The organism is Streptomyces durhamensis (genome assembly GCF_000725475.1).
Classification (GTDB): domain Bacteria; phylum Actinomycetota; class Actinomycetes; order Streptomycetales; family Streptomycetaceae; genus Streptomyces; species Streptomyces filipinensis.
The window spans coordinates 61,172-85,368 of sequence record NZ_JNXR01000014.1 but is presented as its reverse complement, the minus strand read 5'-3'; the positions used below and the strand labels follow the sequence as shown (position 1 = coordinate 85,368).

20 protein-coding genes are annotated in these 24,197 nt (G+C 73.0%); 7 read left to right on the top strand and 13 right to left on the bottom strand.

The features are described from left to right. Positions 1 to 74 precede the first annotated feature (74 nt). From rnc to recG, 7 genes are all read right to left on the bottom strand, one after another. Positions 75 to 932: a ribonuclease III gene (rnc, locus tag IO33_RS0121115; protein WP_209438889.1), complete on the bottom strand. Its 858-nt coding sequence runs from the start codon at positions 930 to 932 to the stop codon at positions 75 to 77. Positions 933 to 940: 8 nt separating this feature from the next. Next, complete coding sequence (gene rpmF / locus IO33_RS0121110; protein WP_003951102.1) at positions 941 to 1,114, bottom strand: 50S ribosomal protein L32; 174 nt, start codon at positions 1,112 to 1,114, stop codon at positions 941 to 943. Between the two features lie 2 nt (positions 1,115 to 1,116). Beyond that, positions 1,117 to 1,767, bottom strand: a complete 651-nt coding sequence (locus tag IO33_RS0121105; protein WP_031167253.1) for a YceD family protein — start codon at positions 1,765 to 1,767, stop codon at positions 1,117 to 1,119. 128 nt (positions 1,768 to 1,895) lie between these two features. Beyond that, positions 1,896 to 3,002: a F0F1 ATP synthase subunit B gene (locus tag IO33_RS0121100; RefSeq protein WP_031167251.1), complete on the bottom strand. Its 1,107-nt coding sequence runs from the start codon at positions 3,000 to 3,002 to the stop codon at positions 1,896 to 1,898. A gap of 57 nt (positions 3,003 to 3,059) precedes the next feature. After that, the gene (coaD, locus tag IO33_RS0121095; protein ID WP_031167249.1) at positions 3,060 to 3,539 is read right to left on the bottom strand and encodes a pantetheine-phosphate adenylyltransferase; all 480 of its coding nucleotides are present in this window, start codon (positions 3,537 to 3,539) and stop codon (positions 3,060 to 3,062) included. 26 nt (positions 3,540 to 3,565) lie between these two features. Continuing rightward, entirely contained in the window at positions 3,566 to 4,153 is a 588-nt protein-coding gene (gene rsmD, locus IO33_RS0121090) for a 16S rRNA (guanine(966)-N(2))-methyltransferase RsmD (RefSeq protein ID WP_031167248.1), read from the bottom strand. 123 nt (positions 4,154 to 4,276) lie between these two features. Then, entirely contained in the window at positions 4,277 to 6,505 is a 2,229-nt protein-coding gene (gene recG, locus IO33_RS0121085) for an ATP-dependent DNA helicase RecG (RefSeq protein ID WP_031167246.1), read from the bottom strand. Between the two features lie 169 nt (positions 6,506 to 6,674). On the opposite strand from recG, the gene IO33_RS0121080 reads away from it, so the two are divergent. Both IO33_RS0121080 and IO33_RS0121075 read left to right on the top strand, forming a co-directional pair. Further along, positions 6,675 to 8,513: an HSP90 family protein gene (locus IO33_RS0121080; protein ID WP_078963818.1), complete on the top strand. Its 1,839-nt coding sequence runs from the start codon at positions 6,675 to 6,677 to the stop codon at positions 8,511 to 8,513. Next, on the top strand, positions 8,510 to 11,506 hold the full coding sequence (locus IO33_RS0121075) for a hypothetical protein (RefSeq protein WP_031167242.1): 2,997 nt from the start codon (positions 8,510 to 8,512) through the stop codon (positions 11,504 to 11,506). Before IO33_RS0121080 ends, IO33_RS0121075 begins: the two co-directional genes overlap by 4 nt. A gap of 31 nt (positions 11,507 to 11,537) precedes the next feature. Here the strand turns inward: IO33_RS0121075 and IO33_RS0121070 are convergent, their stop codons facing one another. Next, entirely contained in the window at positions 11,538 to 13,412 is a 1,875-nt protein-coding gene (locus IO33_RS0121070; RefSeq protein ID WP_031167239.1) for a DAK2 domain-containing protein, read from the bottom strand. 255 nt (positions 13,413 to 13,667) lie between these two features. Between IO33_RS0121070 and rpmB the strand changes: the two genes are divergently transcribed. From rpmB to IO33_RS0121055, 3 genes are all read left to right on the top strand, one after another. After that, positions 13,668 to 13,853 carry a 50S ribosomal protein L28 gene (gene rpmB / locus IO33_RS0121065; RefSeq protein ID WP_003993230.1) on the top strand — a complete coding sequence of 62 codons (186 nt, stop codon included), beginning with the start codon at positions 13,668 to 13,670 and terminating at the stop codon, positions 13,851 to 13,853. Between the two features lie 140 nt (positions 13,854 to 13,993). Continuing rightward, the gene (locus tag IO33_RS0121060; RefSeq protein WP_031167237.1) at positions 13,994 to 17,002 is read left to right on the top strand and encodes an ATP-binding protein; all 3,009 of its coding nucleotides are present in this window, start codon (positions 13,994 to 13,996) and stop codon (positions 17,000 to 17,002) included. Between the two features lie 35 nt (positions 17,003 to 17,037). Beyond that, positions 17,038 to 18,243: an FAD-dependent monooxygenase gene (locus IO33_RS0121055; protein ID WP_031167235.1), complete on the top strand. Its 1,206-nt coding sequence runs from the start codon at positions 17,038 to 17,040 to the stop codon at positions 18,241 to 18,243. On the opposite strand, the gene thiD is transcribed toward IO33_RS0121055, so the two are convergent. Next, positions 18,231 to 19,028 (bottom strand): bifunctional hydroxymethylpyrimidine kinase/phosphomethylpyrimidine kinase, encoded by a 798-nt coding sequence (thiD, locus tag IO33_RS0121050; RefSeq protein WP_031167233.1) that lies wholly within the window; start codon positions 19,026 to 19,028, stop codon positions 18,231 to 18,233. The two genes, IO33_RS0121055 and thiD, sit on opposite strands and share 13 nt — an antisense overlap. After that, complete coding sequence (locus IO33_RS0121045; RefSeq protein WP_031167230.1) at positions 19,025 to 19,990, bottom strand: thiamine-phosphate kinase; 966 nt, start codon at positions 19,988 to 19,990, stop codon at positions 19,025 to 19,027. Before IO33_RS0121045 ends, thiD begins: the two co-directional genes overlap by 4 nt. A gap of 246 nt (positions 19,991 to 20,236) precedes the next feature. Between IO33_RS0121045 and IO33_RS0121040 the strand changes: the two genes are divergently transcribed. Further along, positions 20,237 to 20,470: an Lrp/AsnC family transcriptional regulator gene (locus IO33_RS0121040; RefSeq protein ID WP_003993216.1), complete on the top strand. Its 234-nt coding sequence runs from the start codon at positions 20,237 to 20,239 to the stop codon at positions 20,468 to 20,470. Between the two features lie 20 nt (positions 20,471 to 20,490). Continuing rightward, on the top strand, positions 20,491 to 21,009 hold the full coding sequence (locus IO33_RS0121035; protein ID WP_031167228.1) for a DUF3515 domain-containing protein: 519 nt from the start codon (positions 20,491 to 20,493) through the stop codon (positions 21,007 to 21,009). A 24-nt stretch (positions 21,010 to 21,033) separates the two neighbouring features. On the opposite strand, the gene IO33_RS0121030 is transcribed toward IO33_RS0121035, so the two are convergent. The 3 genes from IO33_RS0121030 to IO33_RS0121020 all read right to left on the bottom strand — a co-directional run bounded on the left by IO33_RS0121030 (position 21,034) and on the right by IO33_RS0121020 (position 24,072). Then, on the bottom strand, positions 21,034 to 22,191 hold the full coding sequence (locus IO33_RS0121030; RefSeq protein ID WP_031167226.1) for a D-alanine--D-alanine ligase family protein: 1,158 nt from the start codon (positions 22,189 to 22,191) through the stop codon (positions 21,034 to 21,036). A 103-nt stretch (positions 22,192 to 22,294) separates the two neighbouring features. Then, a complete protein-coding gene (locus tag IO33_RS0121025) occupies positions 22,295 to 23,305 on the bottom strand; it encodes an NAD(P)H-dependent glycerol-3-phosphate dehydrogenase (protein WP_031167224.1) in 1,011 nt (336 codons plus the stop codon). After that, complete coding sequence (locus tag IO33_RS0121020; RefSeq protein WP_031167223.1) at positions 23,302 to 24,072, bottom strand: lysophospholipid acyltransferase family protein; 771 nt, start codon at positions 24,070 to 24,072, stop codon at positions 23,302 to 23,304. Before IO33_RS0121020 ends, IO33_RS0121025 begins: the two co-directional genes overlap by 4 nt. Positions 24,073 to 24,197: the final 125 nt, after the last annotated feature.

Sequence of the window (24,197 nt, the reverse complement as noted above, 5' to 3'; positions counted from 1 at the left end):
CGTACGAAGCGGTGGACGAGCCGAGCGCCCGTCCCACCGGGAACGGCGGGGCGGGCGCTCGGCGCTGTAGTGGGTCAGGCGGGGGCGGACGAGGACTCGCCGTCCTTGACGGCTTCCTTGGCCTCCTCGTCGGCCTGCTCGGCCTCCTTGGCTGCCTTGGCGCGCTCGTCCGCGGCGGCCTTGATGGCCCGCCAGGCGGACTCCGCGGCCTGCTGCTCCGCCTCCTTCTTGCTGCGGCCGGTGCCGGTGCCGTACGAGACGCCTCCGACGCGGGCGGCAGCAGTGAAGGTCTTCTCGTGATCGGGTCCGGTCTCCGTGACCAGGTACTCGGGCACACCGAGTCCTTCGGTCGCGGTCAGCTCCTGGAGACTGGTCTTCCAGTCCAGGCCGGCACCGAGGTTCGAGGACTTCTCGATCAGCGGGTCGAAGAGCCGGTGCACCAGCTCGGACGCCGAGTCGAGGCCCTGGTCGAGATAGACCGCGCCGATCACCGCTTCCAGGGTGTCGGCCAGAATGGACGCCTTGTCCCGGCCGCCCGTGCCCTCTTCACCGCGGCCGAGCCGGATGAAGGAACCCAGGTCGAGGCCACGGCCGACCTCCGCCAGCGCACGCGAGTTGACCACCGCGGCCCGCAGCTTGGCCAGCTGGCCTTCGGGCAGGTCGGGGTGGGTGCGGTACAGCGTGTCCGTGACGACGAGGCCGAGGACGGAGTCACCGAGGAACTCCAGCCGCTCGTTCGTCGGCAGACCGCCGTTCTCGTACGCGTAGGAACGGTGGGTCAGCGCGCGCACCAGAAGGGCGGACTCGACCTGGTAGCCGAGCCGCCCTTCCAGAAGCGTGTGGGACGAGGCCGTGTTGTCCGCCTTCTTCTTGGCGGGTGCGTCCGCCTTGGCGTCTTCCGCCTTCTTGGGACTGGACACAGTGCCTCTCACCAGCCCGCTCAGACTTCGAGGACCTGGCGCTTGTTGTAGGTGCCGCAAGACGGGCACGCGATGTGCTGCTGCTTGGGCTCGTGGCAGCGCTCGCACGCAACCAGGGTGGGGACCGCAGCCTTCCACTGCGACCGGCGGTGGCGCGTGTTGCTGCGCGACATCTTCCGCTTCGGAACAGCCACGGCTACTTCTCCTGCTTCTCGTCGACGCCCGCTTCCGCGTCAGCGCCGCTCATCTCGTCCTTCTCGCCGTCTTCGAGTGAACCGGCGAGTCCCTGCAAAGCCGCCCAACGGATGTCGACGGCGTCGTGATGGTGGTCCGGGTCGTCCGCGAGCCGCGCTCCGCACTCGGAGCACAGACCCGGGCAGTCTTCCTGGCACACCGGCTGCATCGGCAGTGCGAGCACCACCGCATCGCGCAGCAGAGGTTCGAGGTCGAAGAGTCCGTCCTCGATGAAGAACCTGTCCTCGTCGTCCTCGGCGTCGTCGCCCGGTTCCGCGATCACGCGGCCCCGGTCGTCGGCGTCAGGGTACGAGAACAGTTCCTGGAAGTCCGCTTCGAGCTCCAGCCCGACCGGCTCCAGACACCTTACGCACTCCCCCTCGGCCTGTGCACGGGCGGTGCCTGTGACGAGCACCCCTTCCATGACCGACTCGAGCCGGAGTTCGAGCTCCACCGGCGCGCCTGCCGGCACTCCGATGACCCCCTGGATGCCGAGATCGGCGGGAGCGTCGATCGTGCGGGTCAGGCGCTGCAGCGCGCCAGGACGCCGACCCAGCTCGTGTGTGTCGAACACGAGGGGGTTGCGGTGGTCGAGGCGGGCGTTGGAAGCCATTCCTGCTTTCGATCTTCGAGCTCGGAGGGCCGCCGCCCGTCGGTACCGAGGGCAGCGGTGATCGCGGACGTACACGCGACCGAAGAGCCAGGATACTGGAGCTTTCGCTCAGGGCCCAATCCGGTACGTCACTGCAGCCCGCGCCCCTGCTCGTAGGCCCGCAACTGCTCCGCGCTGATCATGCCGGTGTCGAAGAGGCTGGTCTCGTCCAGAGCGTAGCCCTGCTGCGTCGGGTGCTGCGGGGACTGCTGGGCCTGCTGCGGGTCGTAGGCGCCCTGCTGGGCGTCGTAGGAGCCCTGGAAGGGGGCACCTCCCGCCGGAGCGAAGCCGGAGGTGGCGGCGTAGGGGTCGGCCTGCTGGTAGCCGTAGGGGTCCTGCTGGCCGTAGGCGGGCTGCTGCGGGAAGCCGGCGTAGGGGTCCGGCTGCTGCTGGTCGTAGGAGTAGGCCGGCTGCGGCTCGTACGACGGCTGCTGCGGCTGCTGCTGCCGGTCCGGGCGCTCGGCCGCGGTGTCCTGCTCGGCGAGGGCCGCGAGGTCGGCGAGGTAGTCGGCGTCGCTGGAGTGCTGGAAGGTCGTGGAGTCGTCGGCGAGGGCGCCGAGGTCGTCCGTGGCGATCCGGCCGTGCAGCTTCTGCCGGCCGCGCCCGACGGCCTCCAGCGTCTTGGCGAGGACCGCCTCGAAGGCGCCCAGCTTGACGTCGACGTACTGGTCGGCGTTGCGGCGCAGGGTCTCGGGGTCGTGGCTGCGCTCGGGGGCGTCCTCGTCCTCGTAGCCGTTCTCGTCCAGGCCGGGTCCGGTGCCGAGCAGCTTCTCGCGCCCACGGCCGACCGATCCGAGCGTCTTGGTGAGGACGACCTCGAAGTTGGCGAGCTTGGAGTCGACGTAGTCGTCGGCCTCGGCGCGGATCTCCTCGGCCTCCTTGCGGGCCTCGGCCAGGATCCGGTCGGCCTCGCTCTGGGAGCGGCGGGCGATCTCGGTGTCGGAGATCAGCGAACCGCGTTCGGCGTGGGCGTTGCCGATGATCCGCTCGGCCTCCAGCCGGGCCTGCTCGACCATCTGCTCACGGTCGCCGATCAGCTCCTGCGCCTGCGCGAGCGAGCCGGGCAGCGCCTGGCGCACCTCTTCGAGCAGCGCGAGCAGCTCGGCGCGGTTGACCACGCACGACGCCGACATGGGCATGGACCGGGCGCCGGAGACCGTGGAGACGATCTCGTCGAGCTTCTTCTGCACGTCCACCTGTGCTCGCCACTCTCTACAGCCGGGTTGGAGACGGACGGGACGACTGTAGCCCCATCAGTCCTTGCGCAGGCGCTTGTTCAGGGCCTGGAGAACCGGCGCGGGCACCAGGTGGGAGACGTCGCCGCCCCAGGCGGCGACCTCCTTGACCAGGGAGGAGGAGAGGAAGCTGTACGTGGGGTTGGTAGGCACGAACAGCGTTTCGACGCCGGTGAGGCCGACGTTCATCTGGGCCATCTGCAGCTCGTAGTCGAAGTCGCTGACGGCGCGCAGGCCCTTGACGATGGCGGGGATGTCGCGCTGCTTGCAGAAGTCGACGAGGAGGCCGTGGAAGGCCTCGACGCGGACGTTGGCGTAGTCGGTGGTGACCTCGCGGATCAGCTCGATCCGCTCGTCGATCTCGAACAGGCCCTTCTTGGACTTGTTGATCATCACCGCGACGTAGACCTCGTCGTACAGACGGGAGGCGCGGGCGATGATGTCGAGATGTCCGTTGGTGATCGGGTCGAACGACCCGGGACAGACGGCGCGGCGCACTTGTGATCCCTCGCTCTCCGGTCCGGTCATCGTGCGTCTTCGCACGTAGAGGCGGCGCGACCGTACCAAAACGTTCCCTCGCCGTAGCGACGGGACCGGATCGCCGCGAAGCCGTCCGGCCAGCGGAATTCGCCGCCTCTGGTGCTGCGCTCCACGGTGACGAGCGCTTGCTCAGCGAGCCAGCCTTCCGAGCGGAGTGTGAGCAGAATCTCGCGAAGATCGTCGTCCGTGACGGCGTACGGCGGGTCGAGGAACACCAGGTCGTACGGCTCCTGCGAGGGCGGTGACTTGATGATCTGTTCCGCTTTGCCCGCTCTGACCTCGGCGCCGGGGAGGCCCAGGTTCTTCACGTTGTCGCGGACGATCTTCGCTGCGCGGGCGTCGGCCTCGACCAGGAGGGTGTGGCTCGCGCCCCGGGAGAGGGCCTCCAGGCCCACGGCACCGGAGCCGGCGTAGAGGTCGAGGACCCGTTCGCCGTCCAGGGGGCCGCCGAGCAGGGACTGCCAGGTGGAGAAGAGACCTTCGCGGGCGCGGTCCGATGTCGGCCGGGTTCCGGTGCCGGGTGGTACCGAGAGGCGACGGCCGCCTGCCCTGCCGGCGATCACGCGGGTCATCTTCAGTCCTTGTTCGGGGGTGGTGTACGGCTTCAGTCTCGCAGGCGGTCCGTGGTGGTCGCTCGCGCCCGCACGGCGGAGCCGCGTATCGGTACGGCCCCGCCCCCCGGGGGGTGCCGCCCTTCACCCCTTTTCCAGGTACTGCTCCCTCTCGTCGTCCAACAGCGCGTCCAGAGCCGTGCGGAGACCCGGCAGGCGCTCCAGCTCCGGATCCGCCGCCACCAGCGCCGTCGCCTCCTGTCTCGCCTCCGCGATGACCTCCTCGTCCTCGATGACCGCCAGGACGCGCAGGCTGGAGCGGGCGCCGGACTGGGCCTGGCCGAGGACGTCGCCCTCCCGGCGCTGTTCGAGGTCGATGCGGGAGAGTTCGAAGCCGTCGAGGGTGGAGGCCACGGCGCCCAGGCGCTGGCGGGCGGGGCTGGCCTCGGGCATCTCGGTGACCAGCAGGCACAGGCCGGGGGCCGAGCCGCGGCCGACGCGGCCGCGCAGCTGGTGGAGCTGGGAGACGCCGAAGCGGTCGGCGTCCATGATGACCATCACCGTGGCGTTGGGGACGTTCACACCGACCTCGATGACCGTGGTGGCGACCAGGACGTCCGTCTCGCCGGCCGCGAACCGGCGCATCACCGCGTCCTTGTCGTCGGGGTGCATGCGGCCGTGCAGGACCTCGACCCGCAGGCCCTGCAGGGGGCCGCGGCCCAGCTGGTCGGCCACCTCCAGGACGGCGAGCGGCGGGCGCTTCTCCGCCTCGTCCTCGGGGGACTTCTTCCCGCCGGCCTTCCTGGCATCGACCGCCTCGTCGGCGTCGTCGCCGATGCGGGGGCAGACGACGTACGCCTGGTGGCCGTTCGCCACCTCCTCGCGGACCCGTTCCCAGGCGCGGGCGAGGAAGTGGGGCTTGTCGGCGGCCGGGACCACATGGCTGGCGATCGGGGAGCGGCCGGCGGGGAGCTGGTCGAGGACGGAGGTCTCCAGGTCGCCGAAGACCGTCATGGCGACCGTGCGCGGGATCGGGGTGGCCGTCATCACCAGCAGGTGCGGCGGCTGTTTGCCCTTGCCCCGCAGGGCGTCGCGCTGCTCGACGCCGAAGCGGTGCTGTTCGTCGACCACGACCAGGCCGAGGTCGTGGAACTGGACCTTGTCCTCGATCAGGGCGTGCGTGCCGATGACGATGCCGGCCTCGCCGGTGACCAGATCGAGCAGCGCCTGGCGGCGGGCGGCGGCACCCATGGAGCCGGTGAGCAGGACGACCTTGGTGGCGTGCTCGGCGCCGCCCAGCATGCCGCCCTCGGCCAGCTCGCCCATCATCTCGGTGACCGAACGGTGGTGCTGCTGGGCGAGGACCTCGGTGGGTGCCAGCATGGCCGCCTGCCCGCCCGCGTCGACCACGGCGAGCATGGCGCGCAGCGCCACCATTGTCTTGCCCGAACCGACTTCCCCCTGCAGCAGGCGGTGCATCGGGTGCTCGGTCGCGAGGTCGTCGAAGATCTCCCTGGAGACCTTCTGCTGTCCCTCGGTGAGGGTGAAGGGGAGGCGGTCGTCGAAGGCCGAAAGGAGGCCGTCCGGCCCCGGGGTGCGGGGGACGGCGGGGAGCTGGGCGTCCGCGTGGCGGCGGCGGGCCAGGGCGACCTGGAGGACGAAGGCCTCGTCCCACTTCAGGCGGTCGCGGGCTGCCGCGATGTCGGCCTTGGTGTGCGGTCGGTGGATCTTGAGGAGGGCCTCGGGGAGCGGGAGCAGGCCGCGGCCCTCGCGCAGGGAGGGCGGCAGCGGGTCGACGGCCTCCTGGGCGGTGGGCAGCACCGTCTGGACCGCCTTGCCGATCTTCCAGGACTCCAGCTTGGCCGTGGCCGGGTAGAGGGGGATCAGGGCGCCGGCCCAGCTCTCGACCGCCTCCTCGCCGTCGCTGCGCAGCAACTCGTAGGCCGGATGGGCCAGTTGCAGCCGGCGGTTGAAGACCGAGACCTTGCCGGCGAACATCGCGCGGGTGCCCGGCAGCAGCTCCTTATGGGGCTTGTGCACGCCGTTGCCGAAGAAGACCAGCTGGAGACGGCCGCTGCCGTCGGTGATCGTGACCTCCAGGCGCTGGCCCTTGCCGCGGGGGGCCTTGGCGGAGGCGAAGGAGTGCAGCCGGGCGTCGGCGACCTGCGCGACCACCGTGACGTGCTCGTCCATGGGGAGGTCGGCGAGATGGGTGAGCTGACCGCGCTCCTCGTATCTGCGCGGGTAGTGGTGGAGGAGGTCGCCTACGGTGTGCAGGCCGAGATGCTCGGCCATCACCTTCGCGGTGGCGGGGCCGAGCACTGACTTCAGGGACTGCTTCAGTGGTTCTTCCAGTGCGGGCACGAGATCCATTGCACACCACGCCACTGACAAAGCCGTATACGCTTCGGGAAAGTCCTGGTCAGACGGTTCGTTCGGGCTCTAGGATGGCGCGCTCCGGCCATCCCCTCCGCGGTCACCGCCCCACCGGGACCGCCCGACCCCGCGCCGTGCGAGCTCCCCCGTCCGCGGCGCCGTGACGATGGACTCCCAGACTTCGCAGCCATCCCAGGCACCCCGGTCCCCTCACCCACCCCATGCGTTCCAGGTCGACCTGCGCGGTCTGGTGGACCTGCTCTCGCATCACCTCTACTCCAGCCCGAAGGTCTACCTGCGCGAACTGCTGCAGAACGCCGTGGACGCGATCACCGCCCGGCGGGCCGAGCAGCCGGAGGCCCCGGCCCTGGTCCGGCTGCACCCGGCGGACGGCGGCCTGCGCGTGGAGGACAGCGGCATCGGGCTCACCGAGGCGGACGTGCACGACCTGCTGGCCACCATCGGCCGCAGCTCCAAGCGGGCCGAGGGCCTGCAGGAGGCCCGCTCGGACTTCCTCGGCCAGTTCGGCATCGGCCTGCTCGCCTGTTTCGTGGTCGCCGAGCGGATCCGGGTGGTCAGCCGCAGCGCCCGTACGCCCGACGCGCCGCCGGTGGAGTGGACGGCGAGCGACGACGGGTCGTACACCGTGCGCACCCTGCCCGGCTCGGCGCGCCCCGAGCCCGGCACGACGGTGTACCTGAGCGCGCGGCCCGGGGCGGCCGAGTGGCTGTCGCCCGACCGGGTCCGCGCCCTCGCCCGGGACTTCGGCTCGCTGCTGCCGTACGACGTGCGCGTGGGTGAGGAGCCGGTCACCGCGCTGCCCGCGCCCTGGGACCGGCCGTATCCGTCTCCCGCCGCGCGCCGGATCGCGCTGGCCCGGCACTGCCGGGAGCTGTTCGGGTTCGCGCCGCTGGACTCGATCGACCTGGACGTGCCGCTGGCCGGGATCCGCGGGGTGGCGTACGTGCTGCCGTCGGCGGTGAGCCCCGCCCAGCGGGCGACCCACCGGGTGCACCTGAAGGGCATGCTGCTGACCGAGCGGGCCGAACAGGTGCTGCCGGACTGGGCGTTCTTCGTGCGCTGCGTGCTCGACACCGACAGTCTGCGGCCGACCGCCTCGCGCGAGTCGCTGTACGAGGACGAGACGCTGGCCGCCGTGCGGGAGGCACTGGGCGAAAGGATCCGCTCGTGGCTCACGGGGCTCGCCGCCGGTGATCCGGAGCGGCTGACGGCGTTCCTCGCCGTGCACCACCTGGGCGTGAAGTCCCTCGCCCGGCACGACCACGGGATGCTGCGCACGATGCTGCCCTGGCTGCCGTTCGAGACGACCGACGGACAGCTGTCCCTGGAGGAGTTCGCGCAGCGGCATCCGGTGGTGCACTTCACCCGGACCGTCGAGGAGTACCGGCAGGTCGCGCCGATCGCCTCCGCGCAGGGCATCGGCGTGGTCAACGGCGGCTACACCTACGACAGCGACCTGGTCGAGGCGCTGCCGTCGGTGCGGCCGGGGACGGTGGTCGCCGAGCTGGACGCGGACACCGTGACCGCGCACCTGGACGGGGTCGACCCGGGCGAGGAGCTGGCCCTGTCCGGTTTCCTGGCGACCGCGCGGGCGAAGCTCGACCCTCTGGGCTGTGACGTCGTACTCCGGGCCTTCCATCCGCTGTCCGTGCCCGCCCTGCACCTGGACGACCGGGCCGCCCGGCACGAGCAGGCCCGGGCGGCGGCCGAGGAGCAGGCCGACGACCTGTGGGCGGGCATCCTCGGCTCGCTGCGCGGCAGCGCCCCACGCGCGCGTCTGGTGCTCAACCATCTCAACCCGCTGGTACGCAGGATCGGTTCGCTCGGGGACCCGGAACTGGTCGGCACCGCCACCGAGTCGCTGTACGGGCAGGCCCTGCTGATGGCGCAGCGCCCGCTCAGGCCGGCGGACTCGGCGCTGCTGAACCGGGCGTTCATCGGCCTGCTGGAGTGGGCGACCCATGGGGAGGGTGAGGCGCGATGAACGAGATCACGGACTTCGACGCGCTGCGCCGGGCGCTGGCGGAGAACTCCGGGCAACCGGAGGGCCCGGCCCGCAACGCGCGCGCGGAGCAGCTGCTCGCCGAGGCCGAGCGGCTGGACGTCCCGCTCGCCGTGATCGAGGCGCTCGGGCACCAGCTGAAGGTCTACAACTACAGCTCCGAGAAGGACAAGATGTTCGTCCCGTTCGCGCGGCTGCTGCGCATGTGGGACGAACGGCCCGAGGACTTCGACGCGTACGAGGCGCACTCGCTGCACTGGGTCTTCAAGTGGATGTCGTCGGGCATGCTGGACCAGCCGCACATCCCGCTCGCCTCGATCACGAAGTGGCTCGGCGAGATGGAGCACCGCTACCGGCTCGCGGGGCACTCCGAACGAGCGGTGCGCGGCGCCGAGTTCAGTGTGGCCGCGCACGTCGGGGACCTGGTGCGGGCGGAGCGGGCGTACGCGGCGTGGCTCGCCGCGGACCGCGACGAGATGGCCGACTGCCACGCCTGCGAGCTGCACGGGCAGGGCACCTGGCAGGCCGAGCGCGGCCACGACGCCGAGGCGCTCGAACTCTGGCGGCCGGTGCTGGAGGGCGAGTTCGCCTGCGCGCACGAACCGCACACCGTGCTCGCCTCCTCGCTGGCCCCGCTGCTGCGTCTGGGCCGCCTGGACGAGGCCCGCGCGAACCACCTGCGGGGCTTGCGTCTCGTACGCCCGATGGAGTCGATGCGCGGCGCGTACGCCGACCATGTGGAGTTCTGCGCGCTGACCGGCAACGAGGCACGCGCCCTGGAGCTGCTCGCCGAGCGGCCGGCGTACTTCACGGACACCGGGCAGCCGCGCAGCCGGCTGGACTTCCTGGCCGTGGTGACCTTGCTGATGGACCGGCTGACCGGGCTGGGCCTCGCCGGGCAGCGGGTGCCGGGGCCGGCCGGGCGGGCGTGGACCGCGGGGGAACTCGCCGGGCACGCGCGCGTGGAGGCGCTGGACCTGGCCGAGCGGTTCGACCGGCGCAACGGCACGTCGTACGTCGGCGACCGGACACGCGCGCGTATGGCGCAACGGCCGGTGGTGGAGCGCCTTCCGCTGGGCGTGCGCACGGTACGCCCGGCACCGGCGCCGGTGGCCGCGGCGCCCGAGGCCCCGGAGGCGTCCGACCTCGCGGCCCTCCTCGCCGAGGCCCGGCGGCTGTCGGACACTCTGCAGCCGCACGCCCTCGACGCCTGGGCGGCGGTCACACGGGCCGCACGCGACGCGGAGCCGGCGCCGCGCGACCGCGCGGAGATCGCCGACCACGAGGCGATGGCCCGCGGCCCCGAGGGCATCGAGCTGTTCGAACGGGCGGCTGTGCTGTACGCGGAAGCGGGCGATCCCGGAGAGGCGCTGGCGGCACGCGCGCGTGGGGCGTACGTCCGCGCCCTGACGGGCGAGGTGGACGCGGCGCTCGACACGGTCACCGGCCTGTACGACGAGGCACTGGCCCTCTACGCCTCGAAGGCCACCGGCCTACGGCAGACGGCGTCGGTCCTGATGAGCCGAGCCCGGATCCTGATGCGACGCCTGCACGAGGCCCCGGTCTTCGGGAGCGAGGCCCGGCCGGACGGGGCTGTGGGCGGTTCGGGTGCTCTGCCGGGCGGGGGCGCGGGGGTGGGGGGCGATTCGGGTGTGGTGGCGGCCGGGCACGCTGTGCGGGAAGTGCTTGCGCTGGTCGGAGAGCGGGGGGCGGACGATGTGCGGCTGGCCGCTCGGGCCGCGGAGGCACGGGCCATGCTCGCCGAGCTGGCCGCGCACACCGGGGACGCCGGGCGGGCGGCGGAGCTGTTCCGGCGGGCCGCCGCCGACTACGTGGCCGCCGGACTCCCCTGGTTCACGGTCGAGTACGAGGTGCAGGTCGCCGCACTGGCCCACCAGGCCGGTGACCTGGCCGAGGCCGAGCGGGCGCTGCGGGCCGCCCTGGAGCACGGCGGGCCGTACGTGGAGCCGGTCGGGCGGGCCCAGCTCCATCTGCAGCTCGCCGAGGTGATCGGCGGCCGGGGCGAGAGCACCGAGGCCGCCGAGCACGCGCTGCAGGCCGCTCACTGGGCCGACGAGGCCGGTGAGAGCGGCACGCTGGGCGCCTGGGCGCGGCAGCAGCTGGGCGGGCTGCTGCTCGGCCAGGGGCGCTGCGCGGAGGCCGCCGAGGTACTGGAGTCGGCGCTGGCCGACCTGTCCGCCCGGACACACGGCGACGGGGCCGTCGTACAGGCGCTGTGGTGGCTCGGCGACTGCCTGAGCGAGCTGGGCGACCACCGCGCGGCGGCCGACCGCCGGCTGCGGGCGGCCGAGATCGCCCGGCACTGGCCCGAGCAGCAGGATCACGCCACGCTCGCCCACCTCGCCGGCGAGTCCCTGAGCCACGCCGGACTGGCGGCGCAGGCGGACCAGGCCTACGCGCGCGCGGGCGATCTGTGGCGCGCGCTGGGCAATGCGCCCTTCCTCGTCCGCTCCCTGCGTGCCCGCGGCTGGCTGGCGCTGCGCGGGGAGGCCGGAGCAAAGGGCGCGCGCGAGCTGATGGCGGAGGCGGTGCGGGAGTGCGAGCGGGCGCTGGAGGCCGCGGCCGACCCGGCGTCCCGGGACCAGCTCACGGAGGAACTGGCCGCCACCCACCGCCAGTTCGGCGATCTGCTGGTCCGCTCGGCGACCGAGCAGGCCGACGACGGTGTCGTCCGGGCCCTGTGCGAGGCGGCGCTGGTCCAGCTGGAACGGGCGGCAGAGCTGTTCGCCACACGGGGCGCGGACGGGCTGCACAGCCGTACCGGTGCCGAACTCGCGGCGGGCCGGCTGGAAGCGGACCTCGGGCGCCCCGCGGACGCGGCGGCACGCGCGCGTGCCGTACTCGCGGCCTACGAGCACGCGGGCGAGGAGGACCCGACCGTCCGGGCGCGGCGCGCGGAGGCGGCCGAGGTACTGGGGACGGCGTCGTCGGACCGGGGCGCACCGAAGCCGTGAGGCCGCAGCGCGCGGGGAGTGCGCCGGTGGGTCACTCGACGCCGATGAGCAGCAGGGCCCCCTGCCGGCCGCCCCGGTACACCACGGTGTCCACGGCGAGGTAGGACTCCCGTACCCGGGTCTCCAGATGGTCGGCGACGCTCTCGGGGGCGTCGTCGCCGACGACGAGGGTGACCAGCTCGCCGCCGGCCTGGAGCATGCGGTCCAGGACGGTCGCGGCGGTGGCGGCGACGTCGGGGCCGATCACCGCCACGTCACCGTCGATCAGCCCGAGCACGTCCCCGGCCTGGCAGATCCCGGCCGTCGTCCAGGACTGGCGTTCGGCGACGACGACCTCGGCGTACCGGGTGGCGCCCGCCGCCGCGGTCATCTGGACGACGTCCTCGTCGAACCGGCGCTGCGGCTCGTGCACGGCGAGCGCGGCGATGCCCTGGACCGCCGAGCGGGTCGGGATCAGGGCCACACGGATGCCCTCGGCGCGGGCCTGCTCGACGGCCACGGCGGCCGTGTGGCGCAGCTCGGCGTCGTTGGGCAGCAGGACGACCTCGCGCGCGTGGGCCCGCCGTACCGCCTCCACCAGCTCCCCGCCGGCCGGCGGCTCCCCCGGCCGCGCGAGAACGGTGGTCGCGCCCGCCTCGGTGTAGAGCCCGGCCAGGCCCTCGCCGGGGACGACGGCGACGACGGCCCGCTGGGCCCGCTCGCGCGGGGACCGCTCGCCGCCGGTGTGCACGTCCCCGAGGCCGAAGTGGGTGATCCGGATCCGGTACGGCCGCCCGGCCTCCACGCCGGCCTCCACCGCGGCGCCGGCGTCGTCGACGTGCACATGGACGTTCCACAGCCCGTCGCCGCCGACCACGACCAGGGAGTCGCCGAGGGCGTCGAGGCGTTGCCGGAGCCGGGCCACGGCCGTGTCGTCGGCTTCCAGGAGGTAGATCACCTCGTAGGCGGGCCCGAGGGCCTGGGAGCCGTCGGCGCACGGCCCGGCGGAGGGCGCCGGGATCGCGGACGGCCCGGTGGAGGACGGCCCGGCATCGGAAACGGCCGCCACGCATGCGTGCCCCTCATGAGCACCGCCCATGGCCCCGGCGCCGCCCGCGGTCCCGGGGCCGTCCGCGGCGGCCCCGCCGACGCCCCCGGGCCCGCCCGTGTCCGAGACCCGCCAGACCTCCCGCACCGGCGCGGCCTGTCCCGCCCCCAGGCCCTCCGGTGCCACCGGAACCTCCCGCCCTGCCGGAGCCTCCCGCACCGCCTCCCCCGTGAACGCCTCCACCAGTGCCCCGAGCACCGCCACGAGACCGCGTCCGCCCGCGTCGACCACCCCGGCCCGGCCGAGCACGGCCAGCTGGCCGGGGGTGGCCGCGAGGGCCGTCCGGGCACCCTCGTAGGCCGCCCGCGCGACCGTCCCGCAGTCGCCCTCCGCCCCCTCGGCGGCATCGGCGGCGGCCGAGGCGACCGTCAGGACCGTGCCCTCGACGGGGTGGGCCACGGCCTGCCGGGCGGAGTCGGCGGCCCGCCTGAGCGCCAGCCGCAGCCCCGCGCCGCCGACGTGAGCCGTCTCACCTCCGCGGTCGTCCGCGAGCACCTGCGCCATGCCCCGCAGCAGCTGCGCCAGGATCGTCCCGGAGTTGCCGCGGGCCCCGATGAGCGCCCCGTGGGCCATCGCGTGCACCGCGTCCGCCAGGGAGGGCTCCCCGGCGCCCGTCCCGTACCCGGAGAACACCGCCTCCACGGCCGTCGCCGCCGATTCCAGGGTGAAGTACAGATTCGTCCCGGTGTCGCCGTCGGCCACCGGATAGACGTTGATCGCGTCGATCTCCTCGCGCGCGCGTCCCAGCGCTCTGAGCGCCAGACCGCACCAGGTGCGCACCGCGAGAGCATCGAAGAATGTCTGCGGCACCTGCGCCACCTGCGCCTCCCTGAGCTGGACGTGGGACGCAGCGTAGACCCCGGGACCGTGTCCACCGGAAGAGGGCCGGGAGCGGGGCCCTGAACTGCCATGGTAGTTTCCTTGTACGGACGCAGCCGTTGTATGCTGCTCCGGTTGCCCGATCCTGTATCGGGCCGTTCCCCTGGCAACGCCACTCAGATCTCAGGTCGTACGATCTCGATCCCGGCATGCCGGGATTAACCGTAAGTGCATCTGAAGTCTTTGGAGTGACCCGTGGCTGCCAACTGCGACGTCTGCGGCAAGGGGCCGGGCTTCGGCAACAACATCTCGCACTCGCACCGCCGTACGTCCCGCCGCTGGAACCCGAACATCCAGCGTGTGCGTACCGTGGTCGGCGGGACGCCGAAGCGCGTGAACGCTTGCACCTCGTGCATCAAGGCCGGCAAGGTCTCGCGCTGACGCTACAGCTGAGCGCGCGGCCACTGCCTGGTTCGCTGCACTGAGCCGGTCCACCTCAGGGTGGGCCGGCTTTTTGCCGTACCCGGACTCCGTCCCCCGGCCGTACCCAGGACCCCTGGCCGCCTGCCAGAATCCGGGGAATGCGCTTCGGCATCCTGGGCCCGCTGGACATCCGTACCGATGACGGCGACCCGATCGACCCCGGCGGTCCCCGCCCCCGCGCCCTGCTCACGCTGCTGCTCCTGGACGCCGGCCGCCCGGTCGCCACGGAACGGCTCACCGACGGTCTGTACGGCGCCGAGCCGCCCGCCGACGCGGCGGGCGCCCTGCAGTCGCAGATCTCCCGGCTGCGCAGGCGGCTGGCCCCGCACACCCGGATCGAGGCGGGCCCCGCCGGTTACCGGATCGGGGTCCCCGCCGACCACGTCGACGCCCACCGCTTCGAGCGGCTGGCCCGGGAGGGCCGCGAGGCCCTCGCGGCCGGCGACTTCCGGGGCGCCGCGGACCGGCTGCGCACGGCGCTCGCCCTGTGGCGGGGCCCCGCGCTGCCCGACCTCCCGGGCTCCCACGCCGACACCGCCCGCCTGGAGGAGCTGCGGCTGGCCGCCGTCCAGGACCGGATCGAGGCCGACCTCGCCTCGGACGGCGGCCCGGAACTCATACCCGAGCTGCGCTCGCTGCTCGCCACGCACCCGCTGAGCGAGCGGCTGTACGGGCAGCTGATGCGGGCCCTGCACGCGGGCGGGCGGCCCGCCGAGGCGCTCGCCGTGTACGAGGAGGCCCGGCGCACGCTCGCCGACGAACTGGGCGCCGATCCCTCGCCCGAGCTGGCGGCCCTGCATCTGGAGCTGCTGCGGGGCGCGGCGCCCGGGCGCTCGCGGCCCCGGCTCCCGGCGCAGCTGACCCGCTTCGTCGGCCGGGACGCCGAACTGGCCCGGATCCCCGCGCTGCTCGCCGACGTGCGCCTGGTCACGCTGACCGGTCCCGGCGGGGCGGGCAAGACCCGGCTGGCGATCGAGGCCGCGCGCGCCCGCGCGGACGCGTACCTCGTCGAGCTGGCCCCGCTCACCGACGGCACCCGGATCCCGTACGCGATCCTCGCGGCCCTCGGGATCCGGGAGGGCCTGCGCAACGCCACGACGGACGTCTCCGGGCGGCTGCTGGCGGCGCTGGAGGACCGGGAACTGCTGCTCGTGCTGGACAACTGCGAACACCTGGTGGAGGACGCGGCCCGGGTCGCCGCGTTGCTGCTCGGCCGCTGTCCCGGGGTGCGCGTCCTCGCCACCAGCCGGGAGGCCCTCGGCATCACCGGGGAGGTGCTGGTGCCGGTGCCGGCACTCGCGCCGGAGCCGGCCGGGCGGCTGTTCCTCGAACGTGCCCGGGCGGTGCGCCCCGGATTCGACGGACACCCGCGCGTGGCGGACATCTGCCGGGCCCTGGACGGGCTGCCGCTGGCCATCGAGCTGGCCGCGGCCCGGCTGCGCACGCTGGACCCGCAGGAGCTGGCCGACCGCTTGGACGACCGCTTCCGGCTGCTGTCCCGCGGCGACCGCACCAAGGCGCCCCGGCATCGCACGCTGCGGGCCGTCGTGGAGTGGAGCTGGGACCTGCTGGACGCGGAGGAACGGGAGCTGGCCGGGCGGCTGACCGTGTTCTCCGGCGGCGCCACGGTGGACGCGGTGGAGGCCGTGTGCGGGGTGCCGTATCCGGAGGACCTGCTGGTGTCGCTGGTGGAGAAGTCCTTCCTGGAGGTGTCCGGGGGGCGGTACCGGATGCTGGAGACCATCCGCGCCTTCGCCGCCGAGCACGTCACCGGCGGCTCGTCGCTGCGGGACGCGCACGCCGCCCACTACCTGGGCCTGGCCGAGCGCGCGGAGCCGTTCCTGCGCGGCGGCGGACAACTGCCGTGGCTGGCCCGGCTGGCCGCCGAGCACGCCGACCTGGACGCGGCCCTGCGCCACCTCACGCGCGGCAACACCTCGGACGCGCTGCGCCTGATGGCGGCGCTGTCCTGGTTCTGGCGGCTGCGCGGGCTGCACGGCGAACAGGTGCCGTCGGCCCGTGCCCTGCTGGCGGCCGTCGGCGACGAACCGCCTGAGGGGCTGACCGAGGAGTACGCCCTGTGCATGATGAACACGATCACCGGACGCGGCGACGACCCCGCCGAACCCGGCCGCATCGCGCGCGTGGCCGAGCTCATGCGCGCGCTGGACGCGCCGCTGCGGCTGCCGTTCACGATGGCGCTCTGGGCGCTGACCGGCGGCCCGCTGTTCTCCGACGACGAGAAGCTGCGCGCCGTCCGGGCCGGCGACGACCCGTGGGGGCGCGCGCTGCTGGATGTGGGGATCGCCTACCAGGCGCAGTTCTCGGGGCGTCCCGCCGACGCGGAGGCCGCCTTCACGCGTGCCCTGGAGGGCTTCCGGGCGACCGGTGACCGCTGGGGGATGGCCAACTGCCTGGATCCGCTGGGCGCCTTCGCCGCCGGGCGGGGCGACCACGAGCGCGCCCTGACACTGCTGGACGAGGGCCTGGCGCACGTCCGGGAGCTCCAGGCGCCGGAGGAGACCGCGGACCTGCTGCGCACCCGGGCGACCCTGCTGCTGCACCGCGGTGACGTCGAGGACGCGGTCGCGCACTTCGAGCGATCGGCGGCCCTGGCCCGCTCGACCGGCGCGCCCGACAAGGTGGCCGCCGCCCGGCGGGGCCTCGGTGACGCCGCCCGGCTGTCGGGGGACACCGCACGCGCGCGTGTGCACTACGAAGAGGCGCTCCAGAGGTGTGCCGCGAACTGGTTCAGCGCGAGCGAGACCGCGCGGATCCTCATCGGCCTGGGGCGCACGGCCGCCGCCGAGGGGCGCCCCGAGGAGGCGCGTGACTGGTTCGGGCAGGCCGCCGCGCTGGCCGCCGACGGCCCCGGCGTGCTGGAACTCGCCGAGGCGGCGGAGGCGCTGGCGTCCGTCGCCGAAACCGCCGAGCGGGCGGCCGTCCTGCTCGGCGCGGGCGCCGGTCTGCGGGGCGCCGTGCCCGAGGGCGACCCCGACGTCGTACGCACGGAGCGGGAGGTGCGCGCGCGACTGGCCCCGACGGCCTACGACGCGGCCTTCGAGCGGGGCCGGCGGCTGCGGTCGGCGGCGGTCAGCGAACGGTAGGCAGACGGTCAGCGCCGCCCCGGAGGCTGTCCGCCATGACGCACACCCGAGGCCGCCTCGGCCACCTCCACGTCCTCGTCTCCGGCGCCAGCGTCGCCGGACCCGCCCTCGCCCTGAACCTCGCCCGCCACGGCGCCCGTGTCACCGTCGTCGAGCGGGCGCCCGCCCTGCGCGGCGGCGGCTTCGCCGTCGACTTCCGCGGCCACGTCCACCGCACGGTGCTCACCGAAATGGGCATCTGGGAGGAGATCCACGCCCGTCAGACGCACATGGGCCGGCAGCGCGTCGTGGACGCCGACGGCAGCCCGCGCGTGGACCTGCCGGCCGAGATGATGAGCGGCGACGTGGAGATCTTCCGCGGCGAGCTGGCCCGGATCATGTACGAGCGCACCCAGGACCTGGTCGAGTACGTCTTCGGAGACTCGATCGCGGCGCTCACCGAGACCCCGGACGGGGTCGAGGTCACCTTCGAGCGCGGCGCGCCCCGCCGGTTCGACCTGGTCGTCGGCGCCGACGGTCTGCACTCGAACACCCGCCGTCTGGCCTTCGGGGACGAGTCCCGCTATCTGCGGTTCTTCGACCACTACGTGGCGGGCTTCCGGGTGCCGAACCATCTGGGCCTCGACCGCAGCGGCCTGCTGTACAGCGAACCCGGACGCTGTGTCTCCCTCAGCAACTACGACGGCGACCCGGCGTGGGCCGGGGCCCTGCTGGTGTTCCGGTCCGAGCCGCTGGCGTACGACCGGCGGGACACGGCCGCGCAGAAGCGGATCCTCGCCGACCGGTTCGCGGGCATGGCCTGGGAGACCCCGCACGTCCTCAAGGCGCTCCAGGACGCCGACGACCTGTATTTCGACGCCATCGCGCAGATCCACGTCGACCGGCTGGCCGAGGGGAGGGTGGTGCTGCTCGGGGACGCCGGGTACGGCGCCACCATGGGCGGGATGGGCACCGGTGCGGCGATCGTCGGCGCGTATGTGCTGGCCGGTGAACTCGCCCTCGCGGGCGGCGACCACCGCAGGGCCTTCGCCGAGTACGAGAGCCGGATCACGGGCTTCGCCAAGGGCTGCCAGAAGATCTCCGGCAACGCGGGCCCGTTCTTCGCGCCGCCCACCGAGCGGCGCATCCGCAGCCGCGACCGGATGTACAGGCTGCTCAGCTCACGGCTGCTGGCCGGCTTCTTCAAGCGGCTCACCGAGAAGGCGGCCACGGACATCGAGCTGCGGCACTACCCGGCGTGAGGCCGGCGCAGGGCCCATCCGTGGTCCACCGGCCCGATCCCGGCGCCGAGCCGGAATCCGGCGGCGATCGCGCCGGTGACGTACTCCTTGGCCTCCCTGACCGCCTCCGGCACGGCCAGGCCCCTGGCCAGGCCCGACGCGATCGCCGACGCCAGGGTGCAGCCGGTGCCGTGCGTGTGCCGGTTGTCGTGGCGCGGGGCCCGCAGCCAGTGTTCCGCCGAGCCGTCCGTCAGCAGGTCCAGGGCGTCTCCGGGCAGATGCCCGCCCTTGATCAGCACCCATCGCGGCCCGTACGCCAGCACGGCGGCCGCCGCCTGCCGCAGGTCGTCCTCGGACTCGACCCGCACCCCGGTGAGTTGGGCCACCTCGTCGAGGTTCGGGGTGGCCACGGTCGCCACCGGCAGCAGCCGGGTGCGGACCGATTCCAGGGCGGTGGCGGCCAGCAGCGGGTCGCCGTGCTTGGAGACGCCCACCGGGTCCACCACGGCCGGGGCGTCCGTGCCGGAGATCAACTCGGCGACCGCCTCGACCAGTTCCGCCGAGGCCAGCATGCCGGTCTTCACGGCCTGTACGCCGATGTCGTCCACGACGCTGCGGTACTGCGCCCGGACCGCCTCCACGGGCAGCTCCCACGCGCCCTGCACACCCAGGGAGTTCTGCGCGGTCACCGCCGTGATCACGCTCATCCCGTGCACGCCGAGCGCGAGCATCGTCTTCAGGTCGGCCTGGATGCCGGCGCCGCCGCCGGAGTCGGAGCCGGCGACGGTCAGGACGCGCGGGATCATGACTCCATGTCCCCGAAGTGGTCCCAGCCGCCCTTGCTGGTCCAGGGCGCCCCGTCGACGGTCACCTGGGGCAGCGCGGAGGGGTTGAGGACCTCACCGATGACCTTCCAGCGGGCCGGGAGCTTGGCGTCCGGCGGGAAGGTCGCCACGATCGCGTGGTCCTCTCCCCCGGTCAGCACCCACTGCATCGGGTCGACGCCGACGGCCTGCCCGATGTCGTTCATCTGCGTGGGGATGTCGATCGCGCCGGAGCGGATGTCGATGCGGACCTTGCTGGCCTCGGCGATGTGCCCGAGGTCGGCGATCAGCCCGTCGCTCACGTCGCACATCGCGGTCGCGCCGAGCGCGGCGGCGGCCGGGCCCGCGTGGTACGGCGGCTCGGGACGCCGGTGGGCCTCCACGAAGGCCCGCGGAGAGCGGAAGCCGCGGGAGAGGACCGCGTAGCCGGCCGCGGACCAGCCCAGCCAGCCGGTGACGGCCACGAGGTCGCCGGGCTGGGCGCCCGCGCGTGTGACGGGCTCCTGGTTGCGCAGATCGCCGAGCGCGGTGATCGACACCATGATCGTGTCGCCGCGTACGACGTCGCCGCCGACCACGGAGGCGCCCGCGACCTGGCACTCGTCGCGCAGGCCGTCCATCAGCTCGCTCGGCCAGGTCACCGGCAGCTCGGCCGGCACGACCAGGCCGAGCAGCAGGGCGGTCGGTACGGCGCCCATCGCGGCGATGTCGGCGAGGTTCTGCGCCGCCGCCTTGCGCCCGACGTCGTACGCCGTGGACCAGTCGCGGCGGAAGTGCCGTCCCTCCAGCAGGATGTCGGTGCTCGCCACCACCCGCCGGTCGGGCGCGGCGACCACCGCGGCGTCGTCGCCGGGGCCGACCCGGACCGCCGGGGTGGTGGTGAGACGGGAGGTGAGCTCCCTGATGAGCCCGAACTCCCCGAGCTCACCAACAGTGCCCTTCATTTCCCTTGCTCCCCTTCTCTGCCATGCCGTGCCCACTCGCGCGTCATCAGTGTCCCCGATACGGTCGAGGTGACCGTCGACACGGTCCGAAGGACCGCCGATACGGTCAGGTGACCGTCAACTTCCGTCGTGCCTGCACCCTGGCGCGCAAGCCCGGTTCCCGCAGGTCTCCCCGCGGGGAGCGGCAACGCGATACCGTGGCGTTCCTTTCCCCCACATGATCCTCGTGGCCGCTCTGGAGGTTCCGTGGTACAGGCGTACATCCTGATCCAGACGGAGGTCGGCAAGGCGTCGACCGTCGCCGAGACGATCAGCAAGATCCCTGGAGTGCTCCAGGCCGAGGACGTGACGGGACCGTACGACGTCATTGTCCGTGCCCAGGCCGACACGGTCGACGACCTCGGTCGCATGGTGGTCGCCAAGGTCCAGCAAGTGGACGGCATCACCCGCACCCTGACCTGTCCGGTCGTGCATCTGTAGCCCCCGTCTACCCTTGGCCGGTGAACATTTTCCGTCACCGGCCCCTCGGCCTGCTCGCGCCCGCGCTGCTGATCGCGGTCGCGGGCTGCTCATCGGCAGACGACAGCGCCACGGTGGCGGTTCCCAGCCCCGACGCGAAGACGGCGCGGGTGTGCCGGGATCTGCACCGGGTGCTGCCGCGCAAGCTCGACGGACGAAGCCGCAACGACCCCGGACCCCGGTCCGCCTACACGGCGGGCTGGGGAAACCCGGCGATCATACTGCGCTGCGGTGTCGTACGGCCGCCGAAGATGGTCGACCCCAAGGTCGCCGAGGGCGGCGACCCGGACGCCATCGCGGGCGGGGTCGACGGCGTCGACTGGCTGATGGAGAAGCGGAGCGACGGCGGCTGGCGGTTCACCACGGCCAATCGCACGGCCTATGTGCAGGTGAGCCTGCCCAAGGGGATGTCCGCGCAGGAGGAGGGCACACCCGTGCTCACGGATCTCGCGGGGGCCGTGAAGAAGGCGATCCCGCAGGGGATCGCCTCCATGAGATGAGCGTGCGGAAAGCGGGCGGGCGGCTCAGCGAAGCCCGGTCGAGCGGCGCAGCGCGGCCTGGACCAGGCGGTCGATCAGCTCCGGGTAGCTGACACCGCTGGCCTGCCACATCTGCGGGTACATCGAGATCGGCGTGAAGCCGGGCAGGGTGTTGACCTCGTTGATCACGAACTCGCCGTCCTCGGTGAGGAAGAAGTCCGCGCGGACCAGGCCCTCGCAGGAGACCGCCTCGAACGCCTCGACCGCGAGCCGCCGCACCTCGGCGGTCTGCTCCGCGGTCAGCGGCGCCGGGACGATGCCGGGCGTGGAGTCGATGTACTTGGCCTCGAAGTCGTAGTACGCGTGCGCGTCCGGCGGCGGGATCTCGGCCGGCACGGAGGCGCGCGGCCCGTCCTCGAACTCCAGCACGCCGCACTCGATCTCGCGGCCCCGTACGGCGGCCTCGACCAGGATCTTGGGGTCGTGGGCCTGCGCGGTGGCGATCGCCTCGTCCAGGCCGGACAGGTCGTCGACCTTGGTGATGCCGATCGACGAACCCGCGCGCGCGGGCTTCACGAACAGCGGCCAGCCGTGCTCACCGGCGAAGTCGACGATCTTCCTGCGGGCTGCGGACTCGTCCTGCTCCCACTCGCGGGGCCGGATCACCACGTAGGGGCCGACCTGGAGCCCGTAGGAGGTGAAGATCCGCTTCATGTACTCCTTGTCCTGGCCGACGGCCGAGGCGAGCACACCGGCGCCCACGTAGGGCACCCCGGACAGCTCCAGCAGGCCCTGCAGGGTGCCGTCCTCGCCGTAGGGGCCGTGGAGCACCGGGAAGACCACGTCGACCTCGCCGAGCGCCTTGGGCACCGAGCCGGGCTCGCTGTAGACGACCTCGCGGTTCGAGGGGTCGACGGGGAGCACCACGCCGCCCTCGTGCGACTCCGCGAGGTCCGCGACCTCGGGGGTGCGGCGGTCGGTGATCGCCATCCGGTCCGGCTCGTCGGCCGTCAGCGCCCAACGGCCGTCCCGGGTGATGCCGATCGGCAGGACGTCGTACCTCGTCCGGTCGATGGCCTTGAGGACGGCGCCGGCGGTGACCACGGAGATCCCGTGTTCGGAGCTGCGCCCGCCGAACACGACGGCCACGCGGGGCTTGCGCGACGGCTGCTCAGGGCTCTGGGGAAGGTTCTCGGTGCTCATATCGGGTTGAGAGTACCCGCTGGTATCCGCCGAGTCAGCGCCCGCTGGGCCGCTGTGACTCAGCGTCCCTCCAACGGTCGCTCAGCGTCGCGCGGGGCGGTGTTCAGCGCCTCTCCGCCTTGGCGCTGCGCGACATCAGCTCCTTGAGGGCGACCACCGGCGGCTTGCCCTCGTGCACGATGTCCACGACCGTCTCGGTGAGGGGCATCTCCACACCGTGCCGGCGGGCCAGATCCGCCACCGACTCGCAGGACTTGACGCCCTCGGCGGTCTGCTTGGTGACCGCGATGGTCTCCTGCAGGGTCATGCCCTTGCCGAGGTTGGTGCCGAAGGTGTGGTTGCGGGACAGCGGCGAGGAGCAGGTGGCCACCAGGTCGCCGAGGCCCGCGAGTCCGGAGAAGGTCAGCGGGTCGGCGCCGAGCGCCATGCCGAGCCGGGTGGTCTCGGCGAGACCCCGCGTGATGAGCGAGCCCTTGGCGTTGTCGCCGAGCCCCATGCCGTCGGCGATGCCGACCGCGAGGCCGATGACGTTCTTGACCGCGCCGCCCAGTTCGCAGCCGACGACGTCGGTGTTGGTGTACGGCCGGAAGTACGGCGTGTGGCAGGCGGCCTGCAGGCGCTGGGCGACGGCCTCGTCGGTGCAGGCGACGACGGCCGCGGCGGGCATGCGGGCGGCGATCTCGCGGGCCAGGTTGGGTCCGGTGACGACCGCGATCCGCTCCGCACCGACCTTGGCGACGTCCTCGACGACCTCGCTCATCCGCATGGCGGAGCCGAGTTCGACGCCCTTCATCAGGGACACGAGGACGGTGCCCGGGGCGAGCAGCGGGGTCCACTCGGCCAGGTTGGCGCGCAGGGTCTGGGAGGGGACGGCGAGGACGGTGAAGTCCGCGTCCCGCAGGGCCTCGGCCGGGTCCGCGGTGGCCCTCAGGTTCTCCGGGAGTTCGACACCGGGCAGGTAGTCGGGGTTGGTCCGGGTGGAGTTGACCGCCTCGGCCAGCTCCGGGCGCCGGGCCCACAACGTCACGTCACAGCCCGCGTCGGCGAGGACCATGCCGAAGGCGGTGCCCCATGAGCCGGTGCCCATGACCGCCGCCTTAACCGCCTTGCTCACTTGCCCTGCCCTTCGGGTTCCTTGCGCTGCGTCTGCGCCTGGGTGCGGCGCCGCTGTTCGATCCGCTCGCGGCGCGGGTCGTAGGGGGTCTCGGGCGCCTTCTCGCCGCGGATCTCCTCCAGCAGGCGGGTGATGGCCGCCATGATGACCTCGGTGGCCTCCTTGAGCAGGTCCGGGGTCATCTCCTTGCCGTAGAAGCGCGAGAGGTCCACGGGCGGGCCGGCCAGCACGTGATGGGTCTTGCGCGGGAAGAGGTCGGGCTTCTTGGCGTACGGCGGCAGCAGTTCGTTGGCGCCCCACTGCGCGACCGGGATGACCGGGCACTTGGTCTGCAGGGCGACGCGGGCGGCGCCCGTCTTGCCGGTCATGGGCCAGCCGTTCGGGTCGCGGGTGAGGGTGCCCTCGGGGTAGAAGGCGACGCACTCACCGCGGTCCACCGCGTCGATGGCGGCGCGGAAGGCGCTGAGCGCGTCCGTGGACTCGCGGTAGACGGGGATCTGCCCGGTGCCGCGCATGGCGGCGCCGACGAATCCCTTCTTGAAAAGTCCGCTCTTCGCCAGGAATCGCGGAACCCGTCCGGTGTTGTACTGATAGTGCGCGTACGCGAAGGGGTCCACGTGGGAATTGTGGTTCACCACGGTGATAAATCCGCCCTCGGCCGGAATGTGCTCCATTCCTCGCCAGTCCCGCTTGATCAGAACCACCAGCGGCGGTTTGCAGATCACCGCGGCGAAGCGGTACCAGAAGCCGATTCTGCGGCGGGGCACAAGGACACCTTCCTCTAGGGCAGTCACTCCGGCGGGGCCGGACAAGTGTCGCCCCGAGTTGCCGGTCTGTCGAGAACACCGTACGCCCCGCCACCCGTGGCGCCAGATGGCCCGAGGACAATGAT